Source organism: Rhodococcus spongiicola (genome assembly GCF_004011835.1).
In the GTDB taxonomy this organism is placed as follows: domain Bacteria; phylum Actinomycetota; class Actinomycetes; order Mycobacteriales; family Mycobacteriaceae; genus Prescottella; species Prescottella spongiicola.
Genome location: NZ_RKLN01000001.1, coordinates 423,891 through 447,520, shown reverse-complemented (window position 1 = coordinate 447,520; position 23,630 = coordinate 423,891). Strand labels below are relative to the sequence as shown.

The following is a 23,630-nucleotide window of genomic DNA, read 5'->3' as shown; positions in this document are numbered from 1 at the left end:
TCGTCGTCACCGCTCAGGAGTGCGTTCTTGACTTCCCTGCCGTCCGCAGCAGATACCCCCCTCGAAGGACTGGCGAAGACGGCGCTGGAGCACAGCGCCTTCGCCGGGATCGCCGACGCGGTCGGACGCACCGACGTCGACATCGTTGCACCGCAACCCGCACGCGCCCTTGTCGCTGCGGCGTTGGCCGAACATGCCCAGCTGCTCGTGGTGACGGCCACCGGACGGGAATCGGACGATCTGACTACCGAGCTGCAAGAGATGCTCGGCGCCGGCGTCGCGCATTTCCCGTCGTGGGAGACGCTGCCGCACGAGCGACTGTCTCCGAGCGCCGACACCGTCGGACGCCGGCTCGAGGTACTCCGCAGATTGGCACGCCCCGACGACCGGCTGTACGGCCCGCCGTTGCAGGTGATCGTGACGACGGTGCGTTCTCTGGTCCAGCCGATGGCCCCCGCGCTCGGCGAGATCGACCCGGTGGTGCTGAGCGTCGGAAGCGAACTCGACTTCGAGGGGTTGATCCAGCGGCTCGCGGAACTGGCTTACACGCGCGTCGACATGGTCGGGAAGCGGGGAGAGTTCGCCGTTCGGGGCGGCATCCTCGATCTCTTCCCGCCTACCGCCGATCACCCGGTTCGTGTGGAGTTCTGGGGTGACGAGGTCAGCGAGCTGCGTGCCTTCTCGGTCGCCGATCAGCGATCGTTGCCCGAGATCGAGGTGGGTACCGTCATCGCACCCCCGTGCCGGGAGTTGCTGCTCACCGGCGACGTGCGGGACCGGGCGGCCCAGCTGGCGGCCGACAACCCGGCGGACGCCTCCCTGGTGGAGATGCTCGACAAGATGTCCGCCGGCATCCCCGTCGAGGGCATGGAGGCGCTCCTGCCGGTGGTCCGCCCCGGAGAACTGCAGCTCCTCACCGACGTCCTTCCATCGTCGACGCACGTCTTGCTGTGCGATCCCGAGAAGATCCGGACCCGCGCGACCGATCTCGTCCGAACCGGGCTGGAGTTCCTCGAGGCGTCGTGGACTGCCGCGTCGATGGGCGCAGCCGCGCCCGTGGACACATCCACGCTCGGCGCCGGAATCGATCTCGGGGCCTCGGCATACCGGTCCCTGCGCCAGGTTCACGAGTCGGCCCAGGCGCAGGGGCAGCCGTGGTGGACGATGACACCGCTCGCATCCGGCAGTGGCGACCAGATGGAACTGGCCGTCACTGCGGCACCGCAGGTCCGAGGCTCGGACGAACTACTTGCCGAACTGTTCGTGACCCTGCGAGCCCATGTGACCACCGGCGGTCGCGCGGTCGTCGTCGTCGCAGGTGCGGGAACCGCGCAGCGGGTGATCGAGCGAATACACGAGGCCGATGTGCCCGCGGCGCAGCTCGAACCGGGTGCGCAGCCGCCGCGTGGCCAGGTGGGTGTGATGCGCGGCGCCCTGCAGGACGGCTTCGTCCTGGCCGGTTCCGACTCGGAGCCGGGACTGGTGGTGGTCACCGAAACCGATCTCACCGGCAACCGTGTCGCCGGGGCGGGCGATGGGAAACGACTCCCGGCCAAGCGCCGCAATCAGGTCGATCCGCTCGCGCTCACCGCGGGCGACATGGTGGTGCACGATCAGCACGGCATCGGCCGGTTCGTCGAGATGGTCGAGCGGACCGTCGGCGGAGCTCGACGCGAGTACCTGGTGATCGAGTACTCGGCGAGCAAGCGCGGCCAGCCAGGTGACCGACTGTTCGTGCCGATGGAGTCGCTGGATCAGCTGTCCCGCTACGTCGGCGGCGAGATGCCGGCCCTGTCCAAGCTCGGAGGGTCGGACTGGCAGAACACTAAACGGAAGGCACGCAAGGCTGTTCGGGAGATCGCCGGGGAGCTCGTGCAGCTCTATGCCGCCCGACAAGCGGCGCCGGGTCACGCGTTCGGATCCGACACGCCGTGGCAGAAGGAGATGGAGGACGCGTTTGCGTTCACCGAGACACACGACCAATTGACCGTGATCGACGAGGTCAAGTCGGACATGGAGAAGCCGGTGCCGATGGACCGCGTCGTCATCGGCGACGTCGGCTACGGCAAGACCGAGGTTGCGGTCCGCGCGGCGTTCAAGGCCGTCCAGGACGGAAAACAGGTCGCGATGCTGGTCCCGACCACCTTGCTTGCGCAGCAGCATCTGCAGACGTTCACCGAGCGCATGGCGTCGTTCCCGGTGAAGGTGCGCGGCCTGTCCCGCTTCACCCACGCGGCGGAGTCCAAGGAGATCATCGCCCAGATGGCTGAGGGTGAAGTCGACATCGTCATCGGCACCCACCGCCTGCTGCAGACCGGTGTCGGTTGGAAGGACCTCGGGCTGGTGATCGTCGACGAGGAACAGCGTTTCGGTGTCGAGCACAAGGAACACATCAAGGCGCTGCGCACCCACGTCGACATGCTCACGATGTCGGCGACGCCGATCCCGCGCACCCTGGAGATGAGCATGGCCGGCATCCGGGAGATGTCGACCATCCTGACCCCGCCGGAGGAGCGGCATCCGATCCTCACCTACGTCGGCGGATACTCCGACAAGCAAGTGGCGGCCGCGATCCGGCGAGAACTGCTACGGGACGGCCAGGTCTTCTACGTACACAATCGGGTCAGCTCGATCGACAAGGCGGCAAAGCGGATTCGCGATCTGGTGCCCGAGGCTCGGGTGGTGGTTGCGCACGGACAGATGAACGAGGACACGCTCGAGAAGACCGTGCAGGGATTCTGGGAGCGCGAGTTCGACGTGCTCGTGTGCACGACGATCGTCGAGACCGGCCTCGACATCTCGAACGCCAACACCCTCATCGTGGAGCGGGCCGACTCTCTGGGGTTGTCCCAGTTGCACCAGTTGCGAGGCCGTGTCGGACGCAGCCGAGATCGCGGCTACGCCTACTTCCTCTACCCGCCGGAGACGCCGCTCACCGAGACCGCCTACGACCGGCTCGCGACCATCTCGCAGAACTCCGATCTGGGTGCGGGAATGGCGGTCGCGATGAAGGACCTCGAGATTCGCGGCGCCGGCAACGTCCTCGGCGCGGAGCAGTCCGGCCACATCGCGGGTGTCGGCTTCGATCTGTACGTGCGTCTGGTGGGGGAGGCCGTCGAGGCGTACCGGGCCGTCGCGGACGGTCGTCCGATCACCTCCGAGGAGGCGCCCAAGGAAGTGCGCATCGATCTTCCGGTGGACGCGCACATTCCGCCGGACTACGTGGCGAGTGATCGGCTGCGCCTCGAGGCGTACCGTAAGCTGGCCGCCGCGACCGATTCGGACGCGGTCGTGAGCGTGGTCGACGAGTTGGTCGACCGGTACGGCCCACTGCCTCAGGAGGTGGGCCGGCTGGTGTCCGTCGCCAAACTCCGCCTGCTCTGCCGTGAATACGGGGTCGAGGAGGTCGCCGTGACGGGTACCCAGCTGAAGATCTCTCCGATGGCCTTGCCGGACTCGAAACAGTTGCGGCTCAAGCGGATCTATCCCAGCGCCCAGTATCGTGCGACGACAGGAATGATCCAGCTTCCGGTGCCGCGCGCGGGCTCCGGTGGCATCGGGGCCGGCCGGATGCGTGACGTCGAGTTGCTGCAGTACGTCGCGGATCTGCTGCTCGCGCTCGACGGCAAGGCCGCGGGAGCGGTGGATGTGACCGCGACCGGCATGCGGGCCGGGGTTTGACGCGGATGAGCGCAGGAGACGAGCGCCCTGAGGGCTGGCGCTTGGGTGACGCGTTGGTCGAGGCCGTCGAGGTGATGGACCGTCTGTGGAGCTTCGGTGGCTGGGAAGTGACACAGACCCACGACTCGCTACGGTCCTACCTGCTCGAGGAGACGTACGAGCTACTCGACGCGATCCAGGATGGGAATCCGGAGTTGATTCGCGAGGAGCTCGGAGATCTGTTGCTGCAAGTGCTCTTTCATTCCCGTATTGCGGAGGCGGCGGGGGAGTTCACGGTCGACGACGTGGCTGCCACGCTCATCGCGAAGTTGGCCCACCGCAGCCCACACCTGGCCGACGACATCACAGGACCGGTGGACATCGCCGAGCAGGAGAGGGCATGGGAGGTCCGCAAGGCCGCCGAGAAGGCGCGCGAATCCTGCGTCGACGGCATCGCACTCGAGCAGCCCGCGCTGGCACTGGCCGAGAAGGTGATGTCGCGGGCCCGCAAGGCCGGGCTGCCGGACAATCTTGTCCCCGACGAGCTACGGGTGGTGCGGCTGGGCGAACCGACCAGCGCGGAGGACGAACTGCGCAAGGCGACATTGCGATTCGTCGCACACATCCGGGCCACCGAGTCCGCAGCGCACGCTGACGGAGTCCCGTGGGGTGGGCTCGACGCCGCGGCGTGGCAGACCTACTGGACGCCGTGACGAGACGAGCCGCCTCCACGTACCCGGTCCCGAGGGCGTACGGTGCGGGGCTGCCGCCGCATCGGATGCCACCCCGGCCGCGGCGCCGGGTCCGGAACCTCCTGGTGCTGATGTCGTCGGTGTTCGTCGGGGTCGTTGTCCTCTCACTTGCCTCGAGGCTCGACGAGTTCAGTCGGCGTTCGCCGCACATCGAGATACCTGACGGTATCCCGCCGGGACCGGGCGCTCCGCTGCCGCCGATCGACGTCAATGCGCCCGGAAGGACCGCGAACCTGCTGCACGATTGGTCGGCCCCGCTGTCGGAGAACCTGGCGATCTCGCCGACCGCCCTCGAGGCCTACGGCTACGCGGCTGCGGTGATGGCAGCGACCAAGCCGGACTGCGGCCTCGGTTGGACGACGCTCGCCGGCATCGGGTCGGTCGAGAGCAAACACGGCACCTACCGTGGCGCAAGCGTCGGGAGCGACGGCCAGGTCGATCCGCCCATCCGGGGAATCCCCCTCGACGGATCACCGGGAGTCGCGGAGATCCCGGACACCGACGACGGCGCGATGGACGGCGACGCCACCCACGACCGCGCGATGGGCCCCCTCCAGTTCATTCCCGAGACGTGGACACGCTGGGGTGTCGACGCGAACGGAGACGGCATCGTCGACCCGGACAACATCGACGACGCGGCTCTCACCGCAGCGCGGTACCTGTGCGCCCGTGGCGGCGACCTGACCACCGCGGACGGGTGGACCGCGGCCCTCATGGCCTACAACCCGTCCGGCGAGTACCTTCTCGACGTGCGCGAGCGCGCGGCGTCGTACTCGGTCGGCGTGCGAAGGTGACCTGCGTGGCGGGCGTGCCTCGGGGCAGGAGTCGATTACTCCGGTTACCCTCGGACCTGGCACTATGCTTCCGGCGGCCTATGCCGTCGCAGCAAGAGGCGGCCAGCTGGCCGCTTGCCCGTAGACAACCAGACGCTGCCTGTCCGGACGGCACTCGTTCACCGCCGGCAGCAGCCGATCGAAGCCGCCGAAGGAGAACCATCCGTGGCCAGCATTGAGCAGGTAGGAGCTCGCGAGATCCTCGATTCCCGTGGCAACCCCACGGTGGAGGTCGAGATCCTCCTCGAAGACGGCACCTTCGCGCGGGCCGCCGTTCCGTCCGGCGCGTCCACCGGTGAGCACGAGGCCGTCGAACTGCGCGACGGTGGCGACCGCTATCTGGGCAAGGGCGTCCAGAAGGCCGTCGAGTCCGTCCTCGACGAGATCGGGCCCGCCATCATCGGCCTCGACGCCGCCGAGCAGCGCACCGTCGACCAGGCCTTGCTCGACGCCGACGGTACGCCGGACAAGTCCCGCCTCGGCGCGAACGCGCTCCTGGGCGCGTCGCTCGCTGTGGCCCGAGCCGCTGCCGAGTCGTCGAATCTCGACCTTTTCCGCTACGTGGGTGGCCCCAACGCGCATGTGCTGCCCGTGCCGATGATGAACATCCTCAACGGCGGCGCTCACGCCGATACCGGCGTCGACGTCCAGGAGTTCATGGTCGCGCCGATCGGTGCGCCTACCTTCAAGGAGTCGCTGCGCTGGGGCGCCGAGGTGTACCACTCGCTCAAGGCCGTCCTGAAGCTGAAGGGCCTGTCCACCGGCCTCGGTGACGAGGGCGGCTTCGCTCCCGACGTTGCCGGTACCCGCGAGGCTCTGGACCTGATCAGCGAGGCCATCGCGAAGACAGGTCTGAGGCTGGGTACCGACGTCGCACTGGCGCTCGACGTTGCGGCCACCGAGTTCTACACCGAGGGCACCGGCTACCAGTTCGAGGGCAAGGTCCGCACCGCGGAGGAGATGGGTGCGTTCTACGCCGAACTGCTCGGCCAGTACCCACTCGTCTCGATCGAGGATCCGCTGAGCGAGGACGACTGGGCCGGCTGGGTCGCGCTCACCGAGCAGATCGGCGACAAGATCCAGCTCGTCGGGGACGACCTGTTCGTCACCAACCCGGAACGCCTCGAGGACGGCATCGCCAAGGGAACCGCCAACGCCCTGCTCGTCAAGGTCAACCAGATCGGAACCCTGACCGAGACCCTCGACGCCGTCGACCTGGCGCACCGCAGCGGCTACAAGACCATGATGAGCCACCGTTCGGGCGAGACCGAGGACACGACGATCGCCGACCTGGCCGTCGCGGTCGGCAGTGGCCAGATCAAGACCGGTGCGCCCGCTCGTAGTGAGCGTGTAGCGAAGTACAACCAGCTGCTGCGCATCGAGGAACTCCTCGGCGACGCTGCCCGGTACGCAGGTGAGCTGGCCTTCCCGCGCTTCGCGTTCGAGGGTGCCGCCGGCTGATGAGTCAGCGCGGTAGGTCGCGGTCGGGTCGCCCCTCTCCGGGTGGGCGGCCCGCTCGCCGCGGTTCCGGATCGGATCGGGTGTCGCGTAGGCGCCGGCGGATTCGTTCCGGAACTCCTGCCGCAGCTACCGACAGCACCCAATCGATCGACGCGGAGCACTCCGACGCGGCCGGTGAGCGTGAAACGGTCGCTACCTCGTCCCGTGCGCGCACGATGCGGAAGGGGCAGGCAGCGGCCCCGGCAAAGCCGCAGCACACCTTGTTCGGGCTCTCGACCAGGCGGGCTGTCATTCTCGGAGGGGTGATCTTCGTGCTGGCCCTCACGCTTGCCGTGCCGATGCATACCTACCTCACCCAGCGGGCCGAGGCCGACCGTCTGGCATCCGAGCAGCGTGACCTCGAGCGAGAGCTCGACGAGTTGCAGCGTCAAAAGGAACAGATCGAAGATCCAGCGTGGATCGAAGCGCAAGCTCGTGAGCGGTTGGGCCTCGTACGGCCGGGGGAGACCCCGTACAAGGTTCAGTTGCCGGGCGACTACAAGCCGCCGGAGGAGGACGCGCCGCCCCCGCCGCCGTCGACCGGGGCCTGGCACAGTGACCTGTGGCAGCGGCTCGCCGGACCGCCGCCCTCCACCGAGCCCGAGCGAGGAACTCTGCCGGAGAACCCCGCGGTACCGGCTCCCGCACCAGAAGAACCAGGAGTACCTACCGGGTGAGCGAATCGTCCGTCCCCCAGGAAGATCTTGATGCAGTTGCGACCCAGTTGGGGCGGGTCCCGCGAGGCGTCCTCGCGATCGCCTACCGGTGCCCGGACGGTCAGCCAGGCGTGGTCAAGACGGCACCCCGTCTGCCCGACGGGACCCCGTTCCCGACGCTCTACTACCTGACGGACCCTCGGCTGACAGCTGAAGCCAGCCGACTCGAGTCCGCAGGCGTGATGCGTGAGATGACAGAGCGGCTCGGTACCGATTCCGAGCTCGCGGCCGCGTACCGACAGGCCCACGAATCCTACCTGGCCGAACGAAATGAAATCGCTTCACTGGGAACCGATTTCAGTGGCGGTGGCATGCCGGACCGGGTCAAGTGCCTGCACGTACTGATCGCGCACTCACTTGCGAAGGGGCCGGGAGTCAACCCGCTCGGCGACGAAGCCGTGGCGCTCGCTGCGCGAAGTGGGCTGCGCGGCACCGCGATTCCGGAAGATTGGCCCGAGGCCGCCAGCTCTCCTGTACCCGAGGACCACGAGTGACCAGGGTCGCCGCGATAGACTGCGGAACCAACTCGATCCGCCTGCTGGTCGCAGACGCCGACGAGAACGGGCGACTGACCGACGTGAAACGTCTGATGCGGATCGTTCGTCTCGGACAGGGTGTCGATGCGACCGGTGCGTTCGCTCCTGAGGCGATCGAGCGCACCCGCGTCGCTCTGAGCGAGTACGCCGACATCATTCGCGAGACCGGGGCGACGGCCGTGCGGATGGTCGCAACCTCGGCCGCGCGAGACGCCACAAACCGTGAAGACTTCTTCGCGATGACCCGAGAGGTGCTGGGCGCGGTCATTGCCGGTGCCGAGGCGGAGGTCATCACCGGCGACGAGGAGGCACGACTCTCGTTCGCCGGCGCGGTCGGTGAACTCGACCCCGCCGGTGGGCCCTTCGTCGTGGTCGATCTCGGCGGCGGATCCACCGAGGTCGTGTTGGGCGACGACACAGGTGTTCACGCGGCCTGCTCTATCGACGTGGGCTGCGTTCGTGTGACCGAACGTTGCCTGCACGACGATCCCCCGACCGCCGAGCAAATCTCCGCCGCAAGCGAATTCGCTTCGGTGCGTCTCGCCGAGGCGTTCGAACGAGTTCCCGTCGAGCAGGCCCACACATGGGTTGGGGTTGCCGGGACGATGACGACGCTCTCCGCCGTCGCCCAGGATCTCGAAGAGTACGGCGCCGACCGCGTCCACCTGTCACGGCTCAGTCTCGAGCAGTTGCACGACGTCACGCATCGCCTGGTGACGATGACACACGACGAGCGGGCCGATTTGGGCCCGATGCACCCTGGCCGGGTCGATGTGATCGGTGGGGGCGCGATCATCACGGTCGTTTTGGCAGAAGAACTCTCGCGACGCGCCGGTATCGACGAGCTCGTCGTGAGTGAGCACGACATCCTCGACGGGATTGCGATGTCGGTGTCGAAAGGCAGGGCGTGAACTAGCCAACCAGCATTCCGCCTAGACTGTTTCCGAGATTCCAATGCCGTCGCCACCGAAATCGGGTGGTGGGCCCCCATAGCCCAATTGGCAGAGGCAGCGGACTTAAAATCCGCAAAGTGTGGGTTCGAGTCCCACTGGGGGCACTGGTCAGGGGCTGTTTGCGATCCGGCAGACAGCTCCTACGGTCCGAAAGTGTCACGGATTGTCACAACTGGTGCGGAACTCGCGGCCTGAAGCAGCGCAGGGTCCTGAGAATGCGCGTACGTGGAGAGGGTGAAAGCGGCCGAAGCGTGACCCATCCACGCTGCGATGACTGCGATCGGCACGCCACGTAGGTGCATGAGCGTGGCGCATGTGTGCCGGGCGTCGTGCAGGCGGATCGCCGGCACGCCGGCCTTCTCCACGGATCGCTTCCACCAGTAGGTGAGCGTGTTTGGCGTTGGGGGATTTCCCGTGCGGTCCACGACGACGTATCCGGTGTCCTTCCACGCTTCTCCGACCGCCAGCCGGTCCGCTGCCTGCCGCTTCTTCGCGGCCTTCAACGCGGTCACGAGATCGTCAGGGATCGGCAGTGTTCGCGCCGAGCGTTTCGACTTGGGAACTCCCTCGGAGATCGTCTGCGCGAACGATACCCGCGATGTCGATACGTTCAGAGCCTTGCTCGCGAGGTCGACGTCGCCCCAACGCAGCCCGCTGATCTCTCCGCGTCGAAGCCCACAGAGGGCCAGCCACCATGCGTGCGAGTATGAGTCGCCGTCTGCGCTTTCGAGGAACATCTCCACATGCTCCGGGGTCCACGTCTTCATCTCGGGCCGCTCGCCGGCCTCCGGGAGTTTGTCAACCAATTTCGCCACGTTGCGGACGAGGGTGCCCTGCTTAACCTCGCCTTCGAGGGCGGCTGCGAGGACGGTCAGCATGTAGTTGACCGTGCGAGCTTTCCACGGCTTCCGGGTCCTGTGCTTCTCGCTTGCGAGCCCCCCAGCCCGCAGCTTCGAGATGAGGTTGTCGAGATCACTGCGAGTCAACTTCTGGACCGCCTTGTCTCCCAGTTCGGCTCGAACTGGCGCAAGGACAACCCTGTAGCCGTTGGCAGTAGACGGCTTAAGTGAGTGCTTCGAGAGCAGCCACTTGTCGATGGCGGTTGCGACTGTCGTGTCACGAGCGTGCACATGGGTGCCTTGAGAAACCTCGGCCTGGATCCGGGAAAGCTCGCTGCGCGCCTCGTCCTCAGTCTTGAACCGCCTGCGCATCTGCTTCCGGCGCCCAGTCTCGGGGTCTGCGCCGACATCGACTGTGAGCTGGTAGCGGACCACTGGCCTTCCGCGCTCGCGCGTCGAGAGTTCGATCTTCTTGATCTGTGGGGGGAGCTGTCGGCGTGCCACGGTTAGACTTCCTCTCGAATCCGCCAGATTCCGAGATGCCCCGCATCCATTAGGTGCGGGGCTTCTTGTTGCAACAGCGTAACGGCCGGTAGTTTGCGTCCATGCCGTTCGCTGAGACTGCCGGGGCCCGCATCTACTACACCGACACGGGCGGGGATCTGCCGACGATCCTGTTCATGCACGGATTCCTCCTCGACACACGGTTCTTCGAGCACCAGGTGGCGGAGTTGTCGTCGGAGTACCGCGTGCTTTGCCTGGACGCGCGCGGGCACGGGCTCACCGAGGACTTCGGCAACGAGTTCTCATTCTGGGACCAGGCCGAGGATGTGCGCGCGGTAATGGACGCGGCCGAGGTTAAGACGGCTGTTCTCGCGGGGATGTCTCAAGGTGGGTTCACCGCGCTCCGGATCGCACTCACCGCTCCCGAGATGGTGTCGGGTCTGATCCTGATCGGCACCGACGGCGCGGAGTACACCGAGAGGCAGAAGGCCGGATACAGATTCGTGTTCGACCGGTGGGTGTCCGATCCGGTGGTTGATGATCTGATGCTCACACTCGCGTCGTCGATGATTGGCGGCACCCGGGACCAGCAGCAGGTGTGGATCGACAGGTGGCGCGAGGATGACCGGACGCGACTGGCGGGGGCGGTGGACTGCCTGATCCGGCGCGACTCGGTCGAGACGGCGATTACAGCGATCACCTGTCCGAGCCTCATCATCCGCGGGAGTTACGACCAAGCCTTCTCTGACGCCGCCGTGCGGGCGTTGCGCGACCAGCTCGGCGGCGAAACGCAGCTCGAGACGATCGAGGCCCCGCTCGCCTCTCACGCCGTGAGCTGGACGCATCCCGAGATAGTCAACCCACTGATTCGGGTGTGGCTCAAAGCCATATCAGGATGACCTGACCGCCTGCCTCGGCGACCATCACGATGTAGTTGTCGATGATTCTCTCGGCCCGGCTCGGTCGCCGGATCGGCATGTTGAAGAGAGGTGGGACCGGCGCGAAGCCGGATCCAACCCATCGGCCGTGGAAGCTCTGCGCCTCATTGAGTTCGGCGAGCAGCCGGTAGGACCACATCGGCGGTTCGGCGCCGTACCTAGCCAGCCGCCACTTCAGTAGCCGCAAGGCCACGTCCGCAACGTCCTTCCATGCAGTAGGAAGCTTGATCCGCGACTGGGGATCTGTGAATAGCCAGCGGAGCAGGGATGTGTTGTATGTCAGGCCGGGCAGCAGGCGCTCGACGCCCGGTGTGATCGCGGTGATGGTGAGGGAGTTGTCGAGGACGGCGACCAAGTGATCACCGAGGGGGTCGAGGTCGTCCTGTGTGGGGGCTGCTTTCGGGAGCCGGCCATCTCGCGAGATGGCGCGCAAGTAGGCGAGCTCATTATCGTCCACGCCCAGAGCTTTCCCGATCTTGTCCGCGGACCGCACTGACATCGGCCGTGCCCCGGTCTCAAGCTTTTCCAAGTATCCCTCGCTCATCGGGGCCAGTCGGGCTAGCTCCTTTCGCTTCACTCCACGGGACTCGCGCATCTCGCGAACCAGGCGTCCCGGGGTGAATGGCTGCGGGGGAGGTGGAGTCGTCATACTTGGTTCCCGCAGGCACTAGGGGTTAGGACACACTTACTAAGGGGGACCCAACCAGGGCGGTCCCCCAAAATTGGGGGACCGGTTTTGCTTTCTTTACCTACCGTCCGGTCGCTAATGTTCGTAGTGATGCACAGCACGGACTGTGCAGCCATTGTCGCACTCCGCAGTGCGGGGGATGGCAGGGGGGAGTGCGGGCCGGAGGCCAGCCAGAACCCGTAAGGGAGGGGGGGTATTTCATTCTCGCGAGCAGTAGTCGCAAGTCATCCTGAAACGCAGAACGGCCGCCAGCTGTTGCAGCAGCTGACGGCCCTAGTTCAGCCCGATCCAAGAAGAAGGTAGGCGTGACAGACCATAACGCACATGTAGCTTCCGCGCGAGACCTCTGCGATGACGAGATCTCGCCGACCGATTCTCGGAACGCTACCGATCTTGTTCTATTCGCACTACGCAGTGGGCGCCCAGTGTCAGAGTTGCTTGCCCTCGAGTGAGTCCTGAACTGCTTGAAGCAGTTCCGCGGCATTGATGCCGAGTGCGGTCGAGATCGCCATTAGTTCGGCGATCTCCACGTCGCGCTCGCCGCTCTCGATGCGCCTCATAGTCGACCGGCTGAATCCCGCGCGTTCGCGTAGCTCGGTCTGACTCATTCCTCGCCGGCCGCGGAGGGCGCGTATCTCGCCGGCGATGGCTGTACGGACTTCATCTGCTCCAAATGTGGGGCCCACTGTCTCCATGCGGAGCATATTAGCTCAGATCTGAACCCAAACACTACATCTTGTGACTGAATCGATACAGGGAACACGAGCGCGGGTCGCAGTTGCGAAGGGTCCAGAACTGGAGCATTATGATCAACATGAAACCCGATACACCAATTCTGGATCCAGTCGGTGACATCGACCGCACGCTCTCCGAACGCGCAAGTCTCTACCTCCGAATCGCCAACATTAGCCAAACGAAGGCTGCGAAGGCTCTCGGCTACTCCCGGCAGAAGCTGGCCCGCCGATTGCGTGGCGTCAGCTCGCTCACCGGATCGGATCTCGTGCGCATCGCGAAGCTGACCGGAGCCAATGTCAAGGACTTCTTTGGTGAGGAGACGCGCGCATGACGACGATCATCCCGACCCGGCTCTACAAAGCGACCGAAGCAGGGAAGTTGCTCGGCGTTCACGCCTCGACCGTCCGTGAGTGGTGGAACGAGGGCCGCCTCGCATACATCGCGGGCATAGGCAGGGGTCGGAAGGTCTCCGACGCTCAGATCGCAGAGTTCATTGCCGCACACGAGGAATCGGACGCATGAAAACGGCCGCCAGTTGCGCCAACAACTGGCGGCCCCTAGCCCTACTCAACCCAGAGAGGTAGACGTGACCGATAGTAACGCACCAGCAGTAGTGAGCGGGGGTGAGTCCCCATTTGATCAGATCCGGCGCCGTCACCCGGATGGCACCGAGTACTGGTCCGCCCGCGAACTCATGCCACTACTCGGATACGAGAAGTGGGAGCGCTTCGAAGATGTCGTCGATCGAGCACTCGCCTCGATGCGCGCCCAAGGGCACAACGTCGACGCCAACGCTTCCCGGATCCGGGAAGCGATCGCCAAGACGACACGCACCGACTTTCATCTCTCCCGCTTTGCCTGCTACCTCGTGGCGATGAACGGCGACCCCCGCAAAGCCGAGGTTGCCGCAGCCCAGGCATATTTCGCGGTCCGTACTCGTGAGGCGGAGACTCGCCCGGCCGTGGCTGCACTCCCTGACCGTCGCGCTCTCGCGCAGATGGTGATCGAACTCGAGGACGAGAAGGCGCTTGCCCAAGCGAAGGTGGCGGAGCTCGAGCCTGCAGCGAAGTCGTGGAACCATCTCGCCGATGCGAAGGGCGACTACAGCGTCGCGGAGGCCGCGAAGATCCTGGCTCAAGACCCGGCGATCTCGATCGGCCGAGACCGGCTGTTCCTCTTCATGCACGACCGGAAGTGGATCTTCCGTTCCCGTAACCCGCGGGGCGGCTGGGAAGCCCGCCAGGAACAGGTCGATACCGGCCGATTGTACGAGCGGCCCGGAAGGCCGTTCCTGAACTCGAAGACTGGCGATTACGAACTGCCGGCGCCGACGATCCGCGTGACCGTGAAAGGGATCGCGAAGCTGAGGGAGCTGCTGGCAGACGCGCAGGCGGTCAAGGCATGAAGCCACACAGCACAGCCCGCTAACTCCAACTACCGACATTCCACGCGAGGCCCAGTTCGGGCCATCGCGCACCCGACTACACCCTTTTGGAGCCTGACGTGAAGCTCTTCAAACGCAATCAGCAGGACGCCGCACCCTCGATCACCCCACGGTCCCGGACCCCGATCTTCGCGGCGCTCGCGGTCGAGCTGCCGCTGCCGACGTGGGACGACACCGAGGCGGTGCCGGCATGACCAGCATTGTCGATCAGGGCGAGCTGATGCACGTCTGCCTGCACCCCGACACCCTCATGCGCTCCGACTGCAACGGCCCGTTCGAGTTGTGCCACGACTGCCATCAGGTCCTCGACGACCACGGCCCGTGGGACGGCTCCGACCGCGACGAGGTGACATGGCGTGTCCTGGCGTGGGTTTCGGTGATCACTTTCATTGCGGCCTTCGCTCTGGGGCTGCTCTGCTGGTGGAGGCTCACGTGACCGATCCGATGAAGTGGGACTGCACCCACTGCGATGCAATCGAGCACCGCCGCGCCCAGGAGGCGGGGGAGGTGGTCGCGTGAGCGACATCGTCGACGCCGAAGGCCTGTACGCCGACATCCCGGACCACGTCTACCACTCCGACAAGAACTCGCTGTCCTCGTCGGGGGCGCGTGCGCTGCTCGCGTCCCCGGCCCGGTACCGGTACCGGCTCGACCACCCGCCGGAGCCGAAGGACCACTTCGACTTCGGGCATGCCGCACACTCCCTCATCCTCGGCGTCGGCGCAGAACTCGTGCGGATCGACGCCGACGAGTGGCGAACGAAAGCGATCAAGGATGTGGTCGCCGCGGTCCGTGCGGAGGGCAAGGTTCCACTGAAGCCGGCGGACTACGACACCGTCCACGCGATGGCCGACCAGCTCTGCACCCACCCGATCGCGGCGATGCTGTTCCGCGACGGCCAGGCCGAACTCTCGGGATTCTGGCGCGACGACCACACCGGCATGTGGCTGCGCGTGCGCCCCGACTGGCTCCCGACGCAGGGCAGTGGCCGACAGATCATCGTCGACTACAAGACCACCACATCCGCGGACCCGAAGCACTTCGCGAAGGCTGCCTACGACTACGGCTACCACCAGCAGGCCCCCTGGTACATCGACGGGCTCACCGCCCTCGGCCTGGGCGACGACCCGGCGTTCGTGTTCGTCGCCCAAGAGAAGACAGCCCCCTACCTCGTGTCGGTGATCGAACTCGACGACGACGCCGTCGCACTGGGCCGCCAACGCAACCGCGAAGCGATCGACCTCTACGCCCACTGCCAGGCCACCGACACGTGGCCCGACTACGGGCAAGACGTCCACCGCGTCTCCCTACCCGCCTACGCCTTCAAGTGAGGAACACCATGACTGACAAGCAGTATCGACCCGTTGCCACCCGCCGCACCCCGGCCAAGCAGGAGGGCGGGCAGCAGACCCTCGCGCAGCTGATCAACGCGATGAAGCCGGAGCTGCAGCGGGCGTTGCCGAAGCACATGGATCCCGACCGGATGGCGCGTATCGCGCTGACCGTGCTGCGCCAGACCCCGGGGCTGAAGAACTGCGACCCGCAGTCGTTCCTCGGTGCGCTCATGACCGCCGCGCAGGTCGGTCTCGAGCCGGGCCCGCTCGGCGAGGCGTACCTCGTTCCGTTCGGGAACACGGTCACGTTCGTCCCCGGTTATCGGGGTCTGGTGAAGCTGGCGTGGCAGTCGGGGCAGCTCGATTCGATTGCCGCGCATGTCGTCTACGAGAACGACGAGTTCGACTTCGCGTACGGGCTCGCTCCGTCGCTGACGCACAAGCCGGCACTCGCCGATCGTGGCCGGGTCGTCGCAGCGTACGCGGTCGCGACGTTCAAGCACGGTGGGAACGCCTTCGAGATCATGTCGGTCGACGACATCGAAGCGATCCGGAAGCGATCGAAGTCCGCGAACTCAGGCCCGTGGAAGTCGGATTGGGAGCAGATGGCCCGCAAGACCGTCCTCAAGCGGCTATCGAAGTGGCTACCCCTTTCACCCGAGTTCGCCTCGGCGATCCAGCTCGACGGTTCTGCGCGCACTGATGTCGGATCGCAGCTCGATCAGGTCGAGCCGGAGTGGATCGATGGGGAGACGGTCGACGACACGACGGGCGTGACTGTCGAGGAGATCGCCGAAGCCACCGAGCCTGCGCAGCCGGCCACCGAGGGCGGTGCCAAGTGACCCGGGCCCAGCTGTCGGCCTTCGCCCTCGCCGTCGGAGTGACGGCGGCGGGGGTGGCCGTGGCCATCGTCCTCGCTGCCGGCGAGATCGTGGCCGTCGCCGATCCGAGGAGGTGGCCGTGAGCGAGTGCCAGCAATGCGGGAAGCCGATCCGACAGACGCCATTCGGCGGCTGGATACACGCAGTGTCTGAGCGGAGCGGGATGTGCGGCGGGAAGCCGGTCGGCCCGAGGGAGGAGCGACAGTGAGCGATTGGAGAGAGCAGGCCGCGTGCCGCGAAGACCTCGGCCATGACCCCGACTGGTGGTTCCCGAACCGGGACGATCAGGCCACGATCAACCGTGCAGTGAGCATCTGCCACACCTGCCCGGTTCTCGCCGAGTGCCGCGCGTTCGCACGCAGCTCCGGACAGGAATACGGGATCTGGGCGGGTCAAGTCCGCGGTGCACCCACCGTCGCCAGTCACGGCGCTACACACTGCCGTCGGGGCCACGAGTACACGCCCGACAACACGCAGTGGGTGCGGGGCGGGACGACTCGGCGCTGCCGAATCTGCGTGTCCGACCGCAACGCCAGCTACAGGAAGACCGCGCAGGCGGACCGGCGGGCGGACCGGCTCGAGAAGGTCGCCGCGCTCCTCGCGCAAGGAGTTCCGAAGCTCGAGATCGCCGAACGGCTCGGAATGCACCCACGCCAGGTGCAGAGGGACGCATCAACGCTGAAGGGGGAAGCAGCATGACCGAACTGATCTACATCACGCCGATTCTGGTGCTCAAGGACCCCGAGACCGAGCGCACCCGGATCGCCGCCCTGATGGAGTGGATGGTGTCGCAATGGGTGTGAAGCCAACGATGACCGTCATCACCTGCCGCGGCATAGGGGAACCGTACCCGTCCCCGATGCTGGCCAACGTCACTCGGCTCCTGGATCCGGAGCGGTTCCGTATCGTGGCCTTGCCGTGGTCGGCCACCTACGGCCCCGTGCCCAGCGTCCGCGGCATCTCGTTCGACAAGGCGCTGCGCACCGGCCGAGAGATGCTGATCGACTACATCCGGCGTGATCCGAATCCGGTCGTGCTGCTCGGCTACAGCGGCGGCGCGGCGTTGGCCGGCAACGTCGCCGACGAGATCGCCCTGGGTGATCATCCCGGCCTCGACCTGCGGGGCGTCGGCTTGATTTCGGACCCGCTGCGGTCATCGGTCAACGACGTCAACCCGGGCGCGACAGGCTGTGGCATCGCCGGGTCACGTCCGATCCCCGGCAACTTCCTGGTGTGGCACTGCGCCGATCCGGCCGACGTGATCACCTGCTGCCCACTTGACTCCCCGCTGCGCACGTTCGCGGATCAGTCGGCCGCGTTCTCGCTGGCCGATCCAGGGGCGTGGGCTACGGACCTGCTCGACCGGCTCCGGACACGGCGCTGGCAATCAACCATCCGGGACTGGCGCAACATCCCCGCAGTCCTCCGGGCGTACCGGCAGGCCATTTCGGACGCGAGGGGGTACCTCACCGACGACCACACGTCCTACCACCTGCGCCGCTATCCGGGCACCGATCGCACCTACTGCGAGTGGATGGCCGACCGCATCAACGGAATCAAGGAGTGAGGATGACCAACGACTGCGGCCGGACCATTGCCGGCGCCCTCCAGGAGATCGACGAACTGCGAGCCATCGCCGAAAGGGTGCAGGCCCTCGCCGACCAGTGGGACAAGGTGGCGAAGTACATGCTGTCGTCATCGGGGCGCGAGCTGGTCGAAGCAGCACGGAAGGACTTGATCGAAGCCCTGGGCGCGAAGGGCGGTGAGCAGCCGTGAGTCACATCGTCCATCTGACCCGCGTCGGGCACAGCAGCATCGGCGGCTCCGGGACAGCCGCCGACGCGATCCGCAAGCGTGCAGCCCGTCTCCGCGAGTCCGGCACCCCATTCGAACGTGACGGGATGACGTTGCGGTTCAAGGACAGCAACGGCGCCGACGTCACCCTCTCCTACGAGGAGGTGCTGCCATGACCGCCCAACTCGAAGGACTCGTGGACATGTTCGGGCCCGACGGCCGTCGCGGGCCTGAACGGTGCAGCCTCGGCTGGCACGCAGCGTTCGTACACGCCGAGCCGGCACCGAGCCCTGTCCAAGTGCATGACCCACTCTTCGGCCACGGCTGGGGCTCGATCTGCCACCACTGCAACACCACCCAGGGGGCGGCATGACGATTCGCTGCCCGGTCTGCTGGCGCCCCGCCCAGGCCACCGAGACAACCGGCCGCGTGTGGCGGCACAAAGACCAAGTTGGCCATCAGTGCCCGATGAGCGGGAAACCGCTCCCGATGGATGAAGAGGAGGTGGCGTGATGGCTCGCGAGTATGCGCGAATCAGGATCAGTGTCGCCGACGACGAGGACTTCGAAGAACTGAGTGCCGATGCGCAGTGGCTGTACTTCCGTGTCCTGGTTCCGGATCCGACACTGAATCAGTGCGGCGTCGCGGACTGGAGGCCGAACCGGCTGACCGGAAAGGCCGGCGACATGACGTTGGCTCGTCTCCTCACTGCCGCTGCCGTGCTCGAGCGCCACCGGTACGCACTGTTCGATCTGGAGACTGAGGAGGTGCTTGTCCGCTCCTATGTCCGTAGCGACGAGTTGCTGAGGAACCCGAAGATGGCCGCCGCGGTGGTGAAGGCGTATCAGTCGGTCGCGTCGAAGACGCTGCGGGCGGCAGTTATCTCGGAGATCAAGCGGGAGCAGAAGGAGCACCCCGACTTCACGTCGTGGACGCACAAGGACACCCGCGAGGGCTTGGCGAGATTGGTGTCGCGACCCGACCTCGAAGCGGTGCACTACACCAATCAGATCGGGTGTGGATCACCAATCGGATCCGGTGCAGATAACCAATCGGATAACCAATCCGATTCGGTGCGGATAACCGAAACGCAGGGGGACCAGATAACCAATCGAATTCGGTACGGATTCCCTGCACCTGCACCTGCACCTCTAAGCCTGCAACCTAAGAGTGGTTACGTAAGTACGGAAGGTCACCAGCGCGACGCGGCCGAACCCCCCGCCCCCAAATGCCCTCAGCACATCGATAACCCGAACCCGCCGAACTGCCGCGCCTGCGGCGACGCCAGGATCGCCCGCAAGCGGTGGGACACCGAGCAGGCCCGAGCCGAAGCCGAAGCGGCTCGCGCTGAACGGGAGCACGCCGCCGAACTCGCCCGCCAGCAGATCGCCGCCTGCGAGCTGTGTGACAGCGACGGCTATCGCGGCGGCAGCCCGTGTGGCCACAACCCGGAGCAGGACGAGATCAACGCCCGCGGCTCGAAGCTGATGCGGTCGATGATGGGAGGCAGCTGATGACCCGAAACCGTGCCAGCGCCAAGGCCGCCGGCGCCCGCTTCGAACGACTGATCGCGGACGGTCTCGCAGCAGCCCTCGACGACGACCGGATCGACCGCCGCGTCAAGAACGGCGCCAAGGATCGCGGCGACATCGGAGGGGTCCGCATTCACGGCCAGAGGCTCGTCATCGAGTGCAAGGACACTTCCACCCTCAGGTTGCCGGAATGGACGCGAGAGGCGCGTCTAGAGGCTGGGAATGACGATGCCCTGACGGGTGTGGTCGTCCACAAACGTCGGGGGACCACAGATCCGATGCAGCAGTGGGTCACATGCACAGTCGCTGATCTCGTCGCACTCATCACCGGACAGCGCACCGAGGGGGATCGATGAACGACGGAGATCGCAGCCACGCCGGGAAGCTCGACCGACCAGTCACCGAAGACGAACTACGCGCGATCGTCGCGGCATCCGAGCACCTAGCCCTGACGATCCCAGGTAGTCGGCCGCTCCTGGATCAGATCACCGAGGTCACCAAGATCGCGCTCATCAACCTCAAGCAGGCCATCGGGGTTCTGCCACCGGACGATCAGCGCCCACACCCACTCCGTCCGGTAATCCCGCGCCCTAGCCGCACCCCGCCCATGTGGGCGAACAACCCCGGCCACACCCGACGCACCACCTACCCGCCAACCAGGAGGGTCAAGTGAACGACCACCGATTCCGCCTGCACATCTACTGGCTCATCCTCGACTGGCTCAACCTCACCACCACCCTCCCCACACCACCACGCCAACCCACCACCCGAACCGCACCCACCCGCGAATACGGGCACCCCGCCGAATGGGCCTCCGACACAGCCGCCCTCATCGCCACCACACTCCACGGCTGGCACGAAGCCCTCGCCGAACACCGGAACGAAACACCCCCACCCGCACCCACCACCGCCGAATCCGTCCGCATACGCGCCGCCTGGCACTACCTCAACCCCAGAACCCAGCAGCTCCTCGACTACACCCAGGACGCCGAAACGGAGATCCGCGAACTCCATACCAAGATCCGAACGATCCTCGGCCACAACCGGCCCCGGCACACCATCCGCACACCCTGCCCACGCGCGGACTGCGGGCTCCGAACACTCACCCGAACCGCTGGCCTCGGCCAAGACTTCATCCTCTGCGAAGCCTGCGGATACACCATCTCCGCAGCCGAATATCCGCAGCTCATCACCGCCACGCTCGACACACTCACCGACGGCGATACCACCACGTCGGCTGTACTGGTACAGTAGAGAGCACTGACATACGTGTATCCACAACACGATTCAAAGGACCCCGCGCCAGACACCACCGGCACGGGGTCCTTTGCTATGCGCGCAGGAGGCGAAAATGGCCGGCACCGCGATCCTGACCCCCGAAGGCATCAACTCTCTCATCACCGCCACCGAAGCCTCCACCCTCTGCGGTGTCGCGCTATGCACCATCACCAAATGGGTCCGCGAACAAAAGCTCTCACCCGCGGGACTCGACGAACGTGGCCGCAAGCTCTACCGCCTCCTCGACGTAGCGAAGGCCGAACGCGCAACCAGAGAGAAGGCACGCCGATGAGAGAACAGCGCATCAAGGACTACCTGCGCCGCAACCCGCAAACACTCGAGGTCGCCGGCCGCGAACTGTCTGCGCACGCCCTGTTCCGGATGCTCGAACGGAACATCCACGCCGCGCATATCGAGGCCGCACTCGCCGCGCCCCTGGTCACCCGGGTCACCCGGGACGGACGTGAATGGCGCACCATCTACACCGGCGAATACGCCACCGTAATCACTGCTGACGCACACATACTCACCGTCAGCCACGGCGTGCTGAACGCACCCGTCATCGCCGCATAGACTCCGGCCCGAAGTCTTCCGGGACACCCAGCCGCTGCAGCCCACCCCCCGTGCGCGCGGCACGCCGCCATAGCGGTACGTCCCGGCCTCCCCTGCGAGCAGCTTGCCAGCGCCCAGGGGAAAGCGCCCGCCGGCCTTGAGAGGGGGACGGCGGGCGCACACTCTTCCGCCCCACACCGGTAGCAACCTATTGGCCTAGCGAGCGTGCTCGTGCGGGGCGGACCCAAACCAACACCGGCCCGAACACGCTTCTGGCCCGACACCGTGATGGTGCCGGGCCAGGAAGGGGCGCTTAGGAACTGCCGAGGACGAGGCTGCCGGCGGCGAGGGCTCCGAGGACACCTACGAGCGCGCCGGGGTCGAGGTTCCCGAGGCTGCCGTCGTCGGTGTCGCCGTCGTCAGGGACAAAGGGGAGGGTGAAGAAGATCGGCTCGGCGGTTCCGCGGCTTGTCCCCCAGCTCTCGGACCCCTGAATTTCATCACAGAACCAGTCGATCTGGTAGCTGCCGTCGTCGACGGTCACGGTAAAGGGATCATCGTCGGGAAAGAAGACGAAATACTCGTCGTATACACGGTCCCAGCGGTCGGCGGCGTCCGCGATCCCCAAGTTACAGAAGACCGGTTGCTCGGTGTTGTTGGTGAAGGTGACTTGGACGTCGTTGCCCTGAACCTCAGCGGAGACGGTGACGTCTTCGGGTGCGGCGCTAGCTGGCGCGGCGAACGCGACGGCCAGAAGCGGAGCGGCCAACGCTGCGGTAACGGCGGAACGTACTGACTTGATCAAGGAGTCCTCTTTTCTGTTCTCCGTGTGGAGTGATTGACTGCGAACGCCTTCCTGGCCCGACACCGTGATGGTGCCGGGCCAGCAAGGGGCGGTTAGGAACTGCCGAGGGCGAGGCTGCCCGCGGCGAGGGCTCCGAGGACACCTACGAGGACTCCGGGGTCGAGGTCCCCGAGGCTGCCGGCGCTGTCGTCGTCAGGGATAACCGGGGCGGTGAAGAAGATCAGGTCGGCCGTTTTTGTGTACTTTCCCTCATTCCCTGTCCCCCAGCTTTCTTCGGGATCGTTGGGATCACCTGTAAGTTCCCGACAGTACCACTCGATTTGGTAGCTGCCATCGTCGACGGTCGCGGTAAAGCGCTCCTCGCTACCGGCCGAGGGCGAGCGGATCTCGCCGAATACAGCGTTCGAGGGGGTGGCGGCGGGCGCGATATACACGGAACAGAGCACAACGTGCGGGCTGTCGCTGTTGTTGGTGAGGGTGAATGCGACGTCGTTGCCCTGGACCTCGGCGGTGAGTGTGACGTCTTCGGGTGCGGCGCTAGCCGGCGCGGCGAACACCGTGGCGAGGAGCGGAGCGGCCAACGCAGCTGCGGCTGCGGCTCGTACTGACTTGATCAAGGAGTCCTCTTTTCTGTTCTCCGTGTGGAGTGATTGACTGCGAACGCCTTCCTGGCCCGACACCGTGATGGTGCCGGGCCAGCAAGGGGCGGTTAGGAACTGCCGAGGGCGAGGCTGCCGGCTCCGAGGGCTCCGAGGATACCTACGAGGATGCCGGGGTTGAGGTCCCCGAGGCTGCCGTCGTCGGCGTCGTCGTCAGGGACAAAGGGGAGGGTGAACAGGATCGACTCGGCTGTCTGTATGCGACCCTCGGTTCCCCACTGCTCCCCAGAGTCCGGGTTATAGCACAACCAATCGAGCTGGTAGCTGCCATCGTCGAACGTGTCCATCGGGCGATGCTCGCCGCCGGGATCGACGTTGACCAGCGAATAGCCGCGCCCCCAGCCCTCCCCGTCGTTCCGAACGTCCCACTGGCATCGAACCACTTCCGAGCTGTCGTTCGTGAAGGTGACTTCGACGTCGTTGCCGTGGAATTCGGCGGTGAGGGTGACGTCTTCGGGTGCGGCGCTAGCCGGTGCGGCAAACACAGTGGCCAGGAGCGGGGCGGCCAGGACCGTGGTAGCGGCGGCACGTAGTGACTTGATCAAGGAGTCCTCTTTTCTGTTCTCCGTGTACGGACCCGTGTGCGGATGGTGGTGCACCCGGGGTGTCAACTCGAAAGGGCGCGAGTGTGTCTCCGCCCTGACGTGAGGGAAGTTAACACCGGAGGCCGCTCACCTCGAGGATTTCAGCGGATTCA

General features: G+C 65.9%; 33 protein-coding genes and 1 tRNA gene. 28 read left to right on the top strand and 6 right to left on the bottom strand.

What is annotated here, in order from left to right:
- The first annotated feature begins 27 nt into the window (after positions 1-27).
- The 8 genes from mfd (at position 28) to EF834_RS02030 (ending at position 9,054) form a co-directional block, all read left to right on the top strand.
- Entirely contained in the window at positions 28-3,681 is a 3,654-nt protein-coding gene (gene mfd, locus EF834_RS02065; RefSeq protein WP_127945278.1) for a transcription-repair coupling factor, read from the top strand.
- A gap of 5 nt (positions 3,682-3,686) precedes the next feature.
- A complete protein-coding gene (locus EF834_RS02060) occupies positions 3,687-4,373 on the top strand; it encodes a MazG family protein (RefSeq protein ID WP_127945275.1) in 687 nt (228 codons plus the stop codon).
- Positions 4,361-5,206, top strand: coding sequence for a lytic transglycosylase domain-containing protein (locus EF834_RS02055; RefSeq protein WP_235870992.1), 846 nt, complete (start codon positions 4,361-4,363; stop codon positions 5,204-5,206). The genes EF834_RS02060 and EF834_RS02055 overlap by 13 nt, the downstream gene beginning before the upstream one ends.
- 204 nt (positions 5,207-5,410) lie before the next feature.
- Positions 5,411-6,706, top strand: coding sequence for a phosphopyruvate hydratase (gene eno / locus EF834_RS02050; RefSeq protein WP_127945272.1), 1,296 nt, complete (start codon positions 5,411-5,413; stop codon positions 6,704-6,706).
- Positions 6,707-6,786: 80 nt separating this feature from the next.
- Positions 6,787-7,422, top strand: a complete 636-nt coding sequence (locus EF834_RS02045; protein ID WP_235870956.1) for an FtsB family cell division protein — start codon at positions 6,787-6,789, stop codon at positions 7,420-7,422.
- On the top strand, positions 7,419-7,955 hold the full coding sequence (locus EF834_RS02040; RefSeq protein WP_127945269.1) for a DUF501 domain-containing protein: 537 nt from the start codon (positions 7,419-7,421) through the stop codon (positions 7,953-7,955). The genes EF834_RS02045 and EF834_RS02040 overlap by 4 nt, the downstream gene beginning before the upstream one ends.
- Positions 7,952-8,908, top strand: coding sequence for a Ppx/GppA phosphatase family protein (locus EF834_RS02035; RefSeq protein WP_127945266.1), 957 nt, complete (start codon positions 7,952-7,954; stop codon positions 8,906-8,908). The genes EF834_RS02040 and EF834_RS02035 overlap by 4 nt, the downstream gene beginning before the upstream one ends.
- 72 nt (positions 8,909-8,980) lie before the next feature.
- Positions 8,981-9,054, top strand: a tRNA-Leu gene (locus EF834_RS02030).
- A 36-nt stretch (positions 9,055-9,090) separates the two neighbouring features.
- Here the strand turns inward: EF834_RS02030 and EF834_RS02025 are convergent.
- Positions 9,091-10,293, bottom strand: coding sequence for a tyrosine-type recombinase/integrase (locus tag EF834_RS02025; RefSeq protein ID WP_127945263.1), 1,203 nt, complete (start codon positions 10,291-10,293; stop codon positions 9,091-9,093).
- Between the two features lie 101 nt (positions 10,294-10,394).
- Between EF834_RS02025 and EF834_RS02020 the strand changes: the two genes are divergently transcribed.
- The gene (locus tag EF834_RS02020; RefSeq protein WP_127945260.1) at positions 10,395-11,192 is read left to right on the top strand and encodes an alpha/beta fold hydrolase; all 798 of its coding nucleotides are present in this window, start codon (positions 10,395-10,397) and stop codon (positions 11,190-11,192) included.
- Here EF834_RS02020 and EF834_RS02015 read toward each other — a convergent pair.
- Complete coding sequence (locus tag EF834_RS02015; protein ID WP_127945257.1) at positions 11,173-11,880, bottom strand: helix-turn-helix domain-containing protein; 708 nt, start codon at positions 11,878-11,880, stop codon at positions 11,173-11,175. The genes EF834_RS02020 and EF834_RS02015 overlap by 20 nt on opposite strands.
- A 467-nt stretch (positions 11,881-12,347) precedes the next feature.
- A complete protein-coding gene (locus tag EF834_RS02010) occupies positions 12,348-12,614 on the bottom strand; it encodes a helix-turn-helix domain-containing protein (RefSeq protein ID WP_268960885.1) in 267 nt (88 codons plus the stop codon).
- 119 nt (positions 12,615-12,733) lie between these two features.
- On the opposite strand from EF834_RS02010, the gene EF834_RS02005 reads away from it, so the two are divergent.
- The 19 genes from EF834_RS02005 to EF834_RS01925 all read left to right on the top strand — a co-directional run bounded on the left by EF834_RS02005 (position 12,734) and on the right by EF834_RS01925 (position 21,490).
- Entirely contained in the window at positions 12,734-12,985 is a 252-nt protein-coding gene (locus EF834_RS02005) for a helix-turn-helix domain-containing protein (protein WP_164874045.1), read from the top strand.
- A complete protein-coding gene (locus EF834_RS02000; protein ID WP_127945248.1) occupies positions 12,982-13,176 on the top strand; it encodes a helix-turn-helix domain-containing protein in 195 nt (64 codons plus the stop codon). Before EF834_RS02005 ends, EF834_RS02000 begins: the two co-directional genes overlap by 4 nt.
- 64 nt (positions 13,177-13,240) lie before the next feature.
- Positions 13,241-14,059 carry a phage antirepressor KilAC domain-containing protein gene (locus tag EF834_RS01995; protein ID WP_127945246.1) on the top strand — a complete coding sequence of 273 codons (819 nt, stop codon included), beginning with the start codon at positions 13,241-13,243 and terminating at the stop codon, positions 14,057-14,059.
- A gap of 98 nt (positions 14,060-14,157) precedes the next feature.
- Positions 14,158-14,292, top strand: a complete 135-nt coding sequence (locus EF834_RS18595) for a hypothetical protein (RefSeq protein WP_268960884.1) — start codon at positions 14,158-14,160, stop codon at positions 14,290-14,292.
- Positions 14,289-14,534 carry a hypothetical protein gene (locus EF834_RS01990; protein ID WP_127945243.1) on the top strand — a complete coding sequence of 82 codons (246 nt, stop codon included), beginning with the start codon at positions 14,289-14,291 and terminating at the stop codon, positions 14,532-14,534. Before EF834_RS18595 ends, EF834_RS01990 begins: the two co-directional genes overlap by 4 nt.
- A gap of 79 nt (positions 14,535-14,613) precedes the next feature.
- On the top strand, positions 14,614-15,429 hold the full coding sequence (locus EF834_RS01985) for a PD-(D/E)XK nuclease-like domain-containing protein (protein WP_127945240.1): 816 nt from the start codon (positions 14,614-14,616) through the stop codon (positions 15,427-15,429).
- Between the two features lie 8 nt (positions 15,430-15,437).
- Positions 15,438-16,274 (top strand): recombination protein RecT, encoded by an 837-nt coding sequence (recT, locus tag EF834_RS01980; protein ID WP_127945237.1) that lies wholly within the window; start codon positions 15,438-15,440, stop codon positions 16,272-16,274.
- On the top strand, positions 16,271-16,396 hold the full coding sequence (locus tag EF834_RS18590; RefSeq protein WP_268960883.1) for a hypothetical protein: 126 nt from the start codon (positions 16,271-16,273) through the stop codon (positions 16,394-16,396). The genes recT and EF834_RS18590 overlap by 4 nt, the downstream gene beginning before the upstream one ends.
- Before the next feature lie 121 nt (positions 16,397-16,517).
- Positions 16,518-17,012, top strand: a complete 495-nt coding sequence (locus tag EF834_RS18285) for a WhiB family transcriptional regulator (protein ID WP_206615155.1) — start codon at positions 16,518-16,520, stop codon at positions 17,010-17,012.
- A gap of 94 nt (positions 17,013-17,106) precedes the next feature.
- A complete protein-coding gene (locus tag EF834_RS01970) occupies positions 17,107-17,880 on the top strand; it encodes an alpha/beta hydrolase family protein (protein ID WP_127945233.1) in 774 nt (257 codons plus the stop codon).
- Between the two features lie 2 nt (positions 17,881-17,882).
- Complete coding sequence (locus tag EF834_RS01965; protein WP_127945230.1) at positions 17,883-18,089, top strand: hypothetical protein; 207 nt, start codon at positions 17,883-17,885, stop codon at positions 18,087-18,089.
- Positions 18,086-18,283 (top strand): hypothetical protein, encoded by a 198-nt coding sequence (locus EF834_RS01960; RefSeq protein ID WP_127945227.1) that lies wholly within the window; start codon positions 18,086-18,088, stop codon positions 18,281-18,283. Before EF834_RS01965 ends, EF834_RS01960 begins: the two co-directional genes overlap by 4 nt.
- Entirely contained in the window at positions 18,280-18,480 is a 201-nt protein-coding gene (locus EF834_RS01955) for a hypothetical protein (protein ID WP_127945224.1), read from the top strand. Before EF834_RS01960 ends, EF834_RS01955 begins: the two co-directional genes overlap by 4 nt.
- A 136-nt stretch (positions 18,481-18,616) precedes the next feature.
- Positions 18,617-19,621, top strand: a complete 1,005-nt coding sequence (locus EF834_RS01950; protein ID WP_164874044.1) for a hypothetical protein — start codon at positions 18,617-18,619, stop codon at positions 19,619-19,621.
- Entirely contained in the window at positions 19,621-19,995 is a 375-nt protein-coding gene (locus EF834_RS01945; RefSeq protein WP_127945218.1) for a hypothetical protein, read from the top strand. The genes EF834_RS01950 and EF834_RS01945 overlap by 1 nt, the downstream gene beginning before the upstream one ends.
- Positions 19,992-20,312: a hypothetical protein gene (locus tag EF834_RS01940; RefSeq protein WP_127945216.1), complete on the top strand. Its 321-nt coding sequence runs from the start codon at positions 19,992-19,994 to the stop codon at positions 20,310-20,312. Before EF834_RS01945 ends, EF834_RS01940 begins: the two co-directional genes overlap by 4 nt.
- A complete protein-coding gene (locus EF834_RS01935; protein ID WP_127945211.1) occupies positions 20,309-20,893 on the top strand; it encodes a hypothetical protein in 585 nt (194 codons plus the stop codon). Before EF834_RS01940 ends, EF834_RS01935 begins: the two co-directional genes overlap by 4 nt.
- A gap of 97 nt (positions 20,894-20,990) precedes the next feature.
- Complete coding sequence (locus EF834_RS01930) at positions 20,991-21,209, top strand: hypothetical protein (RefSeq protein WP_127945209.1); 219 nt, start codon at positions 20,991-20,993, stop codon at positions 21,207-21,209.
- Entirely contained in the window at positions 21,206-21,490 is a 285-nt protein-coding gene (locus EF834_RS01925) for a DUF4258 domain-containing protein (protein ID WP_127945205.1), read from the top strand. The genes EF834_RS01930 and EF834_RS01925 overlap by 4 nt, the downstream gene beginning before the upstream one ends.
- A gap of 292 nt (positions 21,491-21,782) precedes the next feature.
- Here the strand turns inward: EF834_RS01925 and EF834_RS01920 are convergent, their stop codons facing one another.
- The 3 genes from EF834_RS01920 to EF834_RS01910 form a co-directional block, all read right to left on the bottom strand.
- Positions 21,783-22,274 (bottom strand): hypothetical protein, encoded by a 492-nt coding sequence (locus tag EF834_RS01920; protein WP_127945203.1) that lies wholly within the window; start codon positions 22,272-22,274, stop codon positions 21,783-21,785.
- Positions 22,275-22,366: 92 nt separating this feature from the next.
- Positions 22,367-22,891, bottom strand: a complete 525-nt coding sequence (locus tag EF834_RS01915) for a hypothetical protein (RefSeq protein ID WP_127945200.1) — start codon at positions 22,889-22,891, stop codon at positions 22,367-22,369.
- A 92-nt stretch (positions 22,892-22,983) separates the two neighbouring features.
- A complete protein-coding gene (locus tag EF834_RS01910) occupies positions 22,984-23,478 on the bottom strand; it encodes a hypothetical protein (protein ID WP_127945194.1) in 495 nt (164 codons plus the stop codon).
- Between the last annotated feature and the right edge of the window lie 152 nt (positions 23,479-23,630).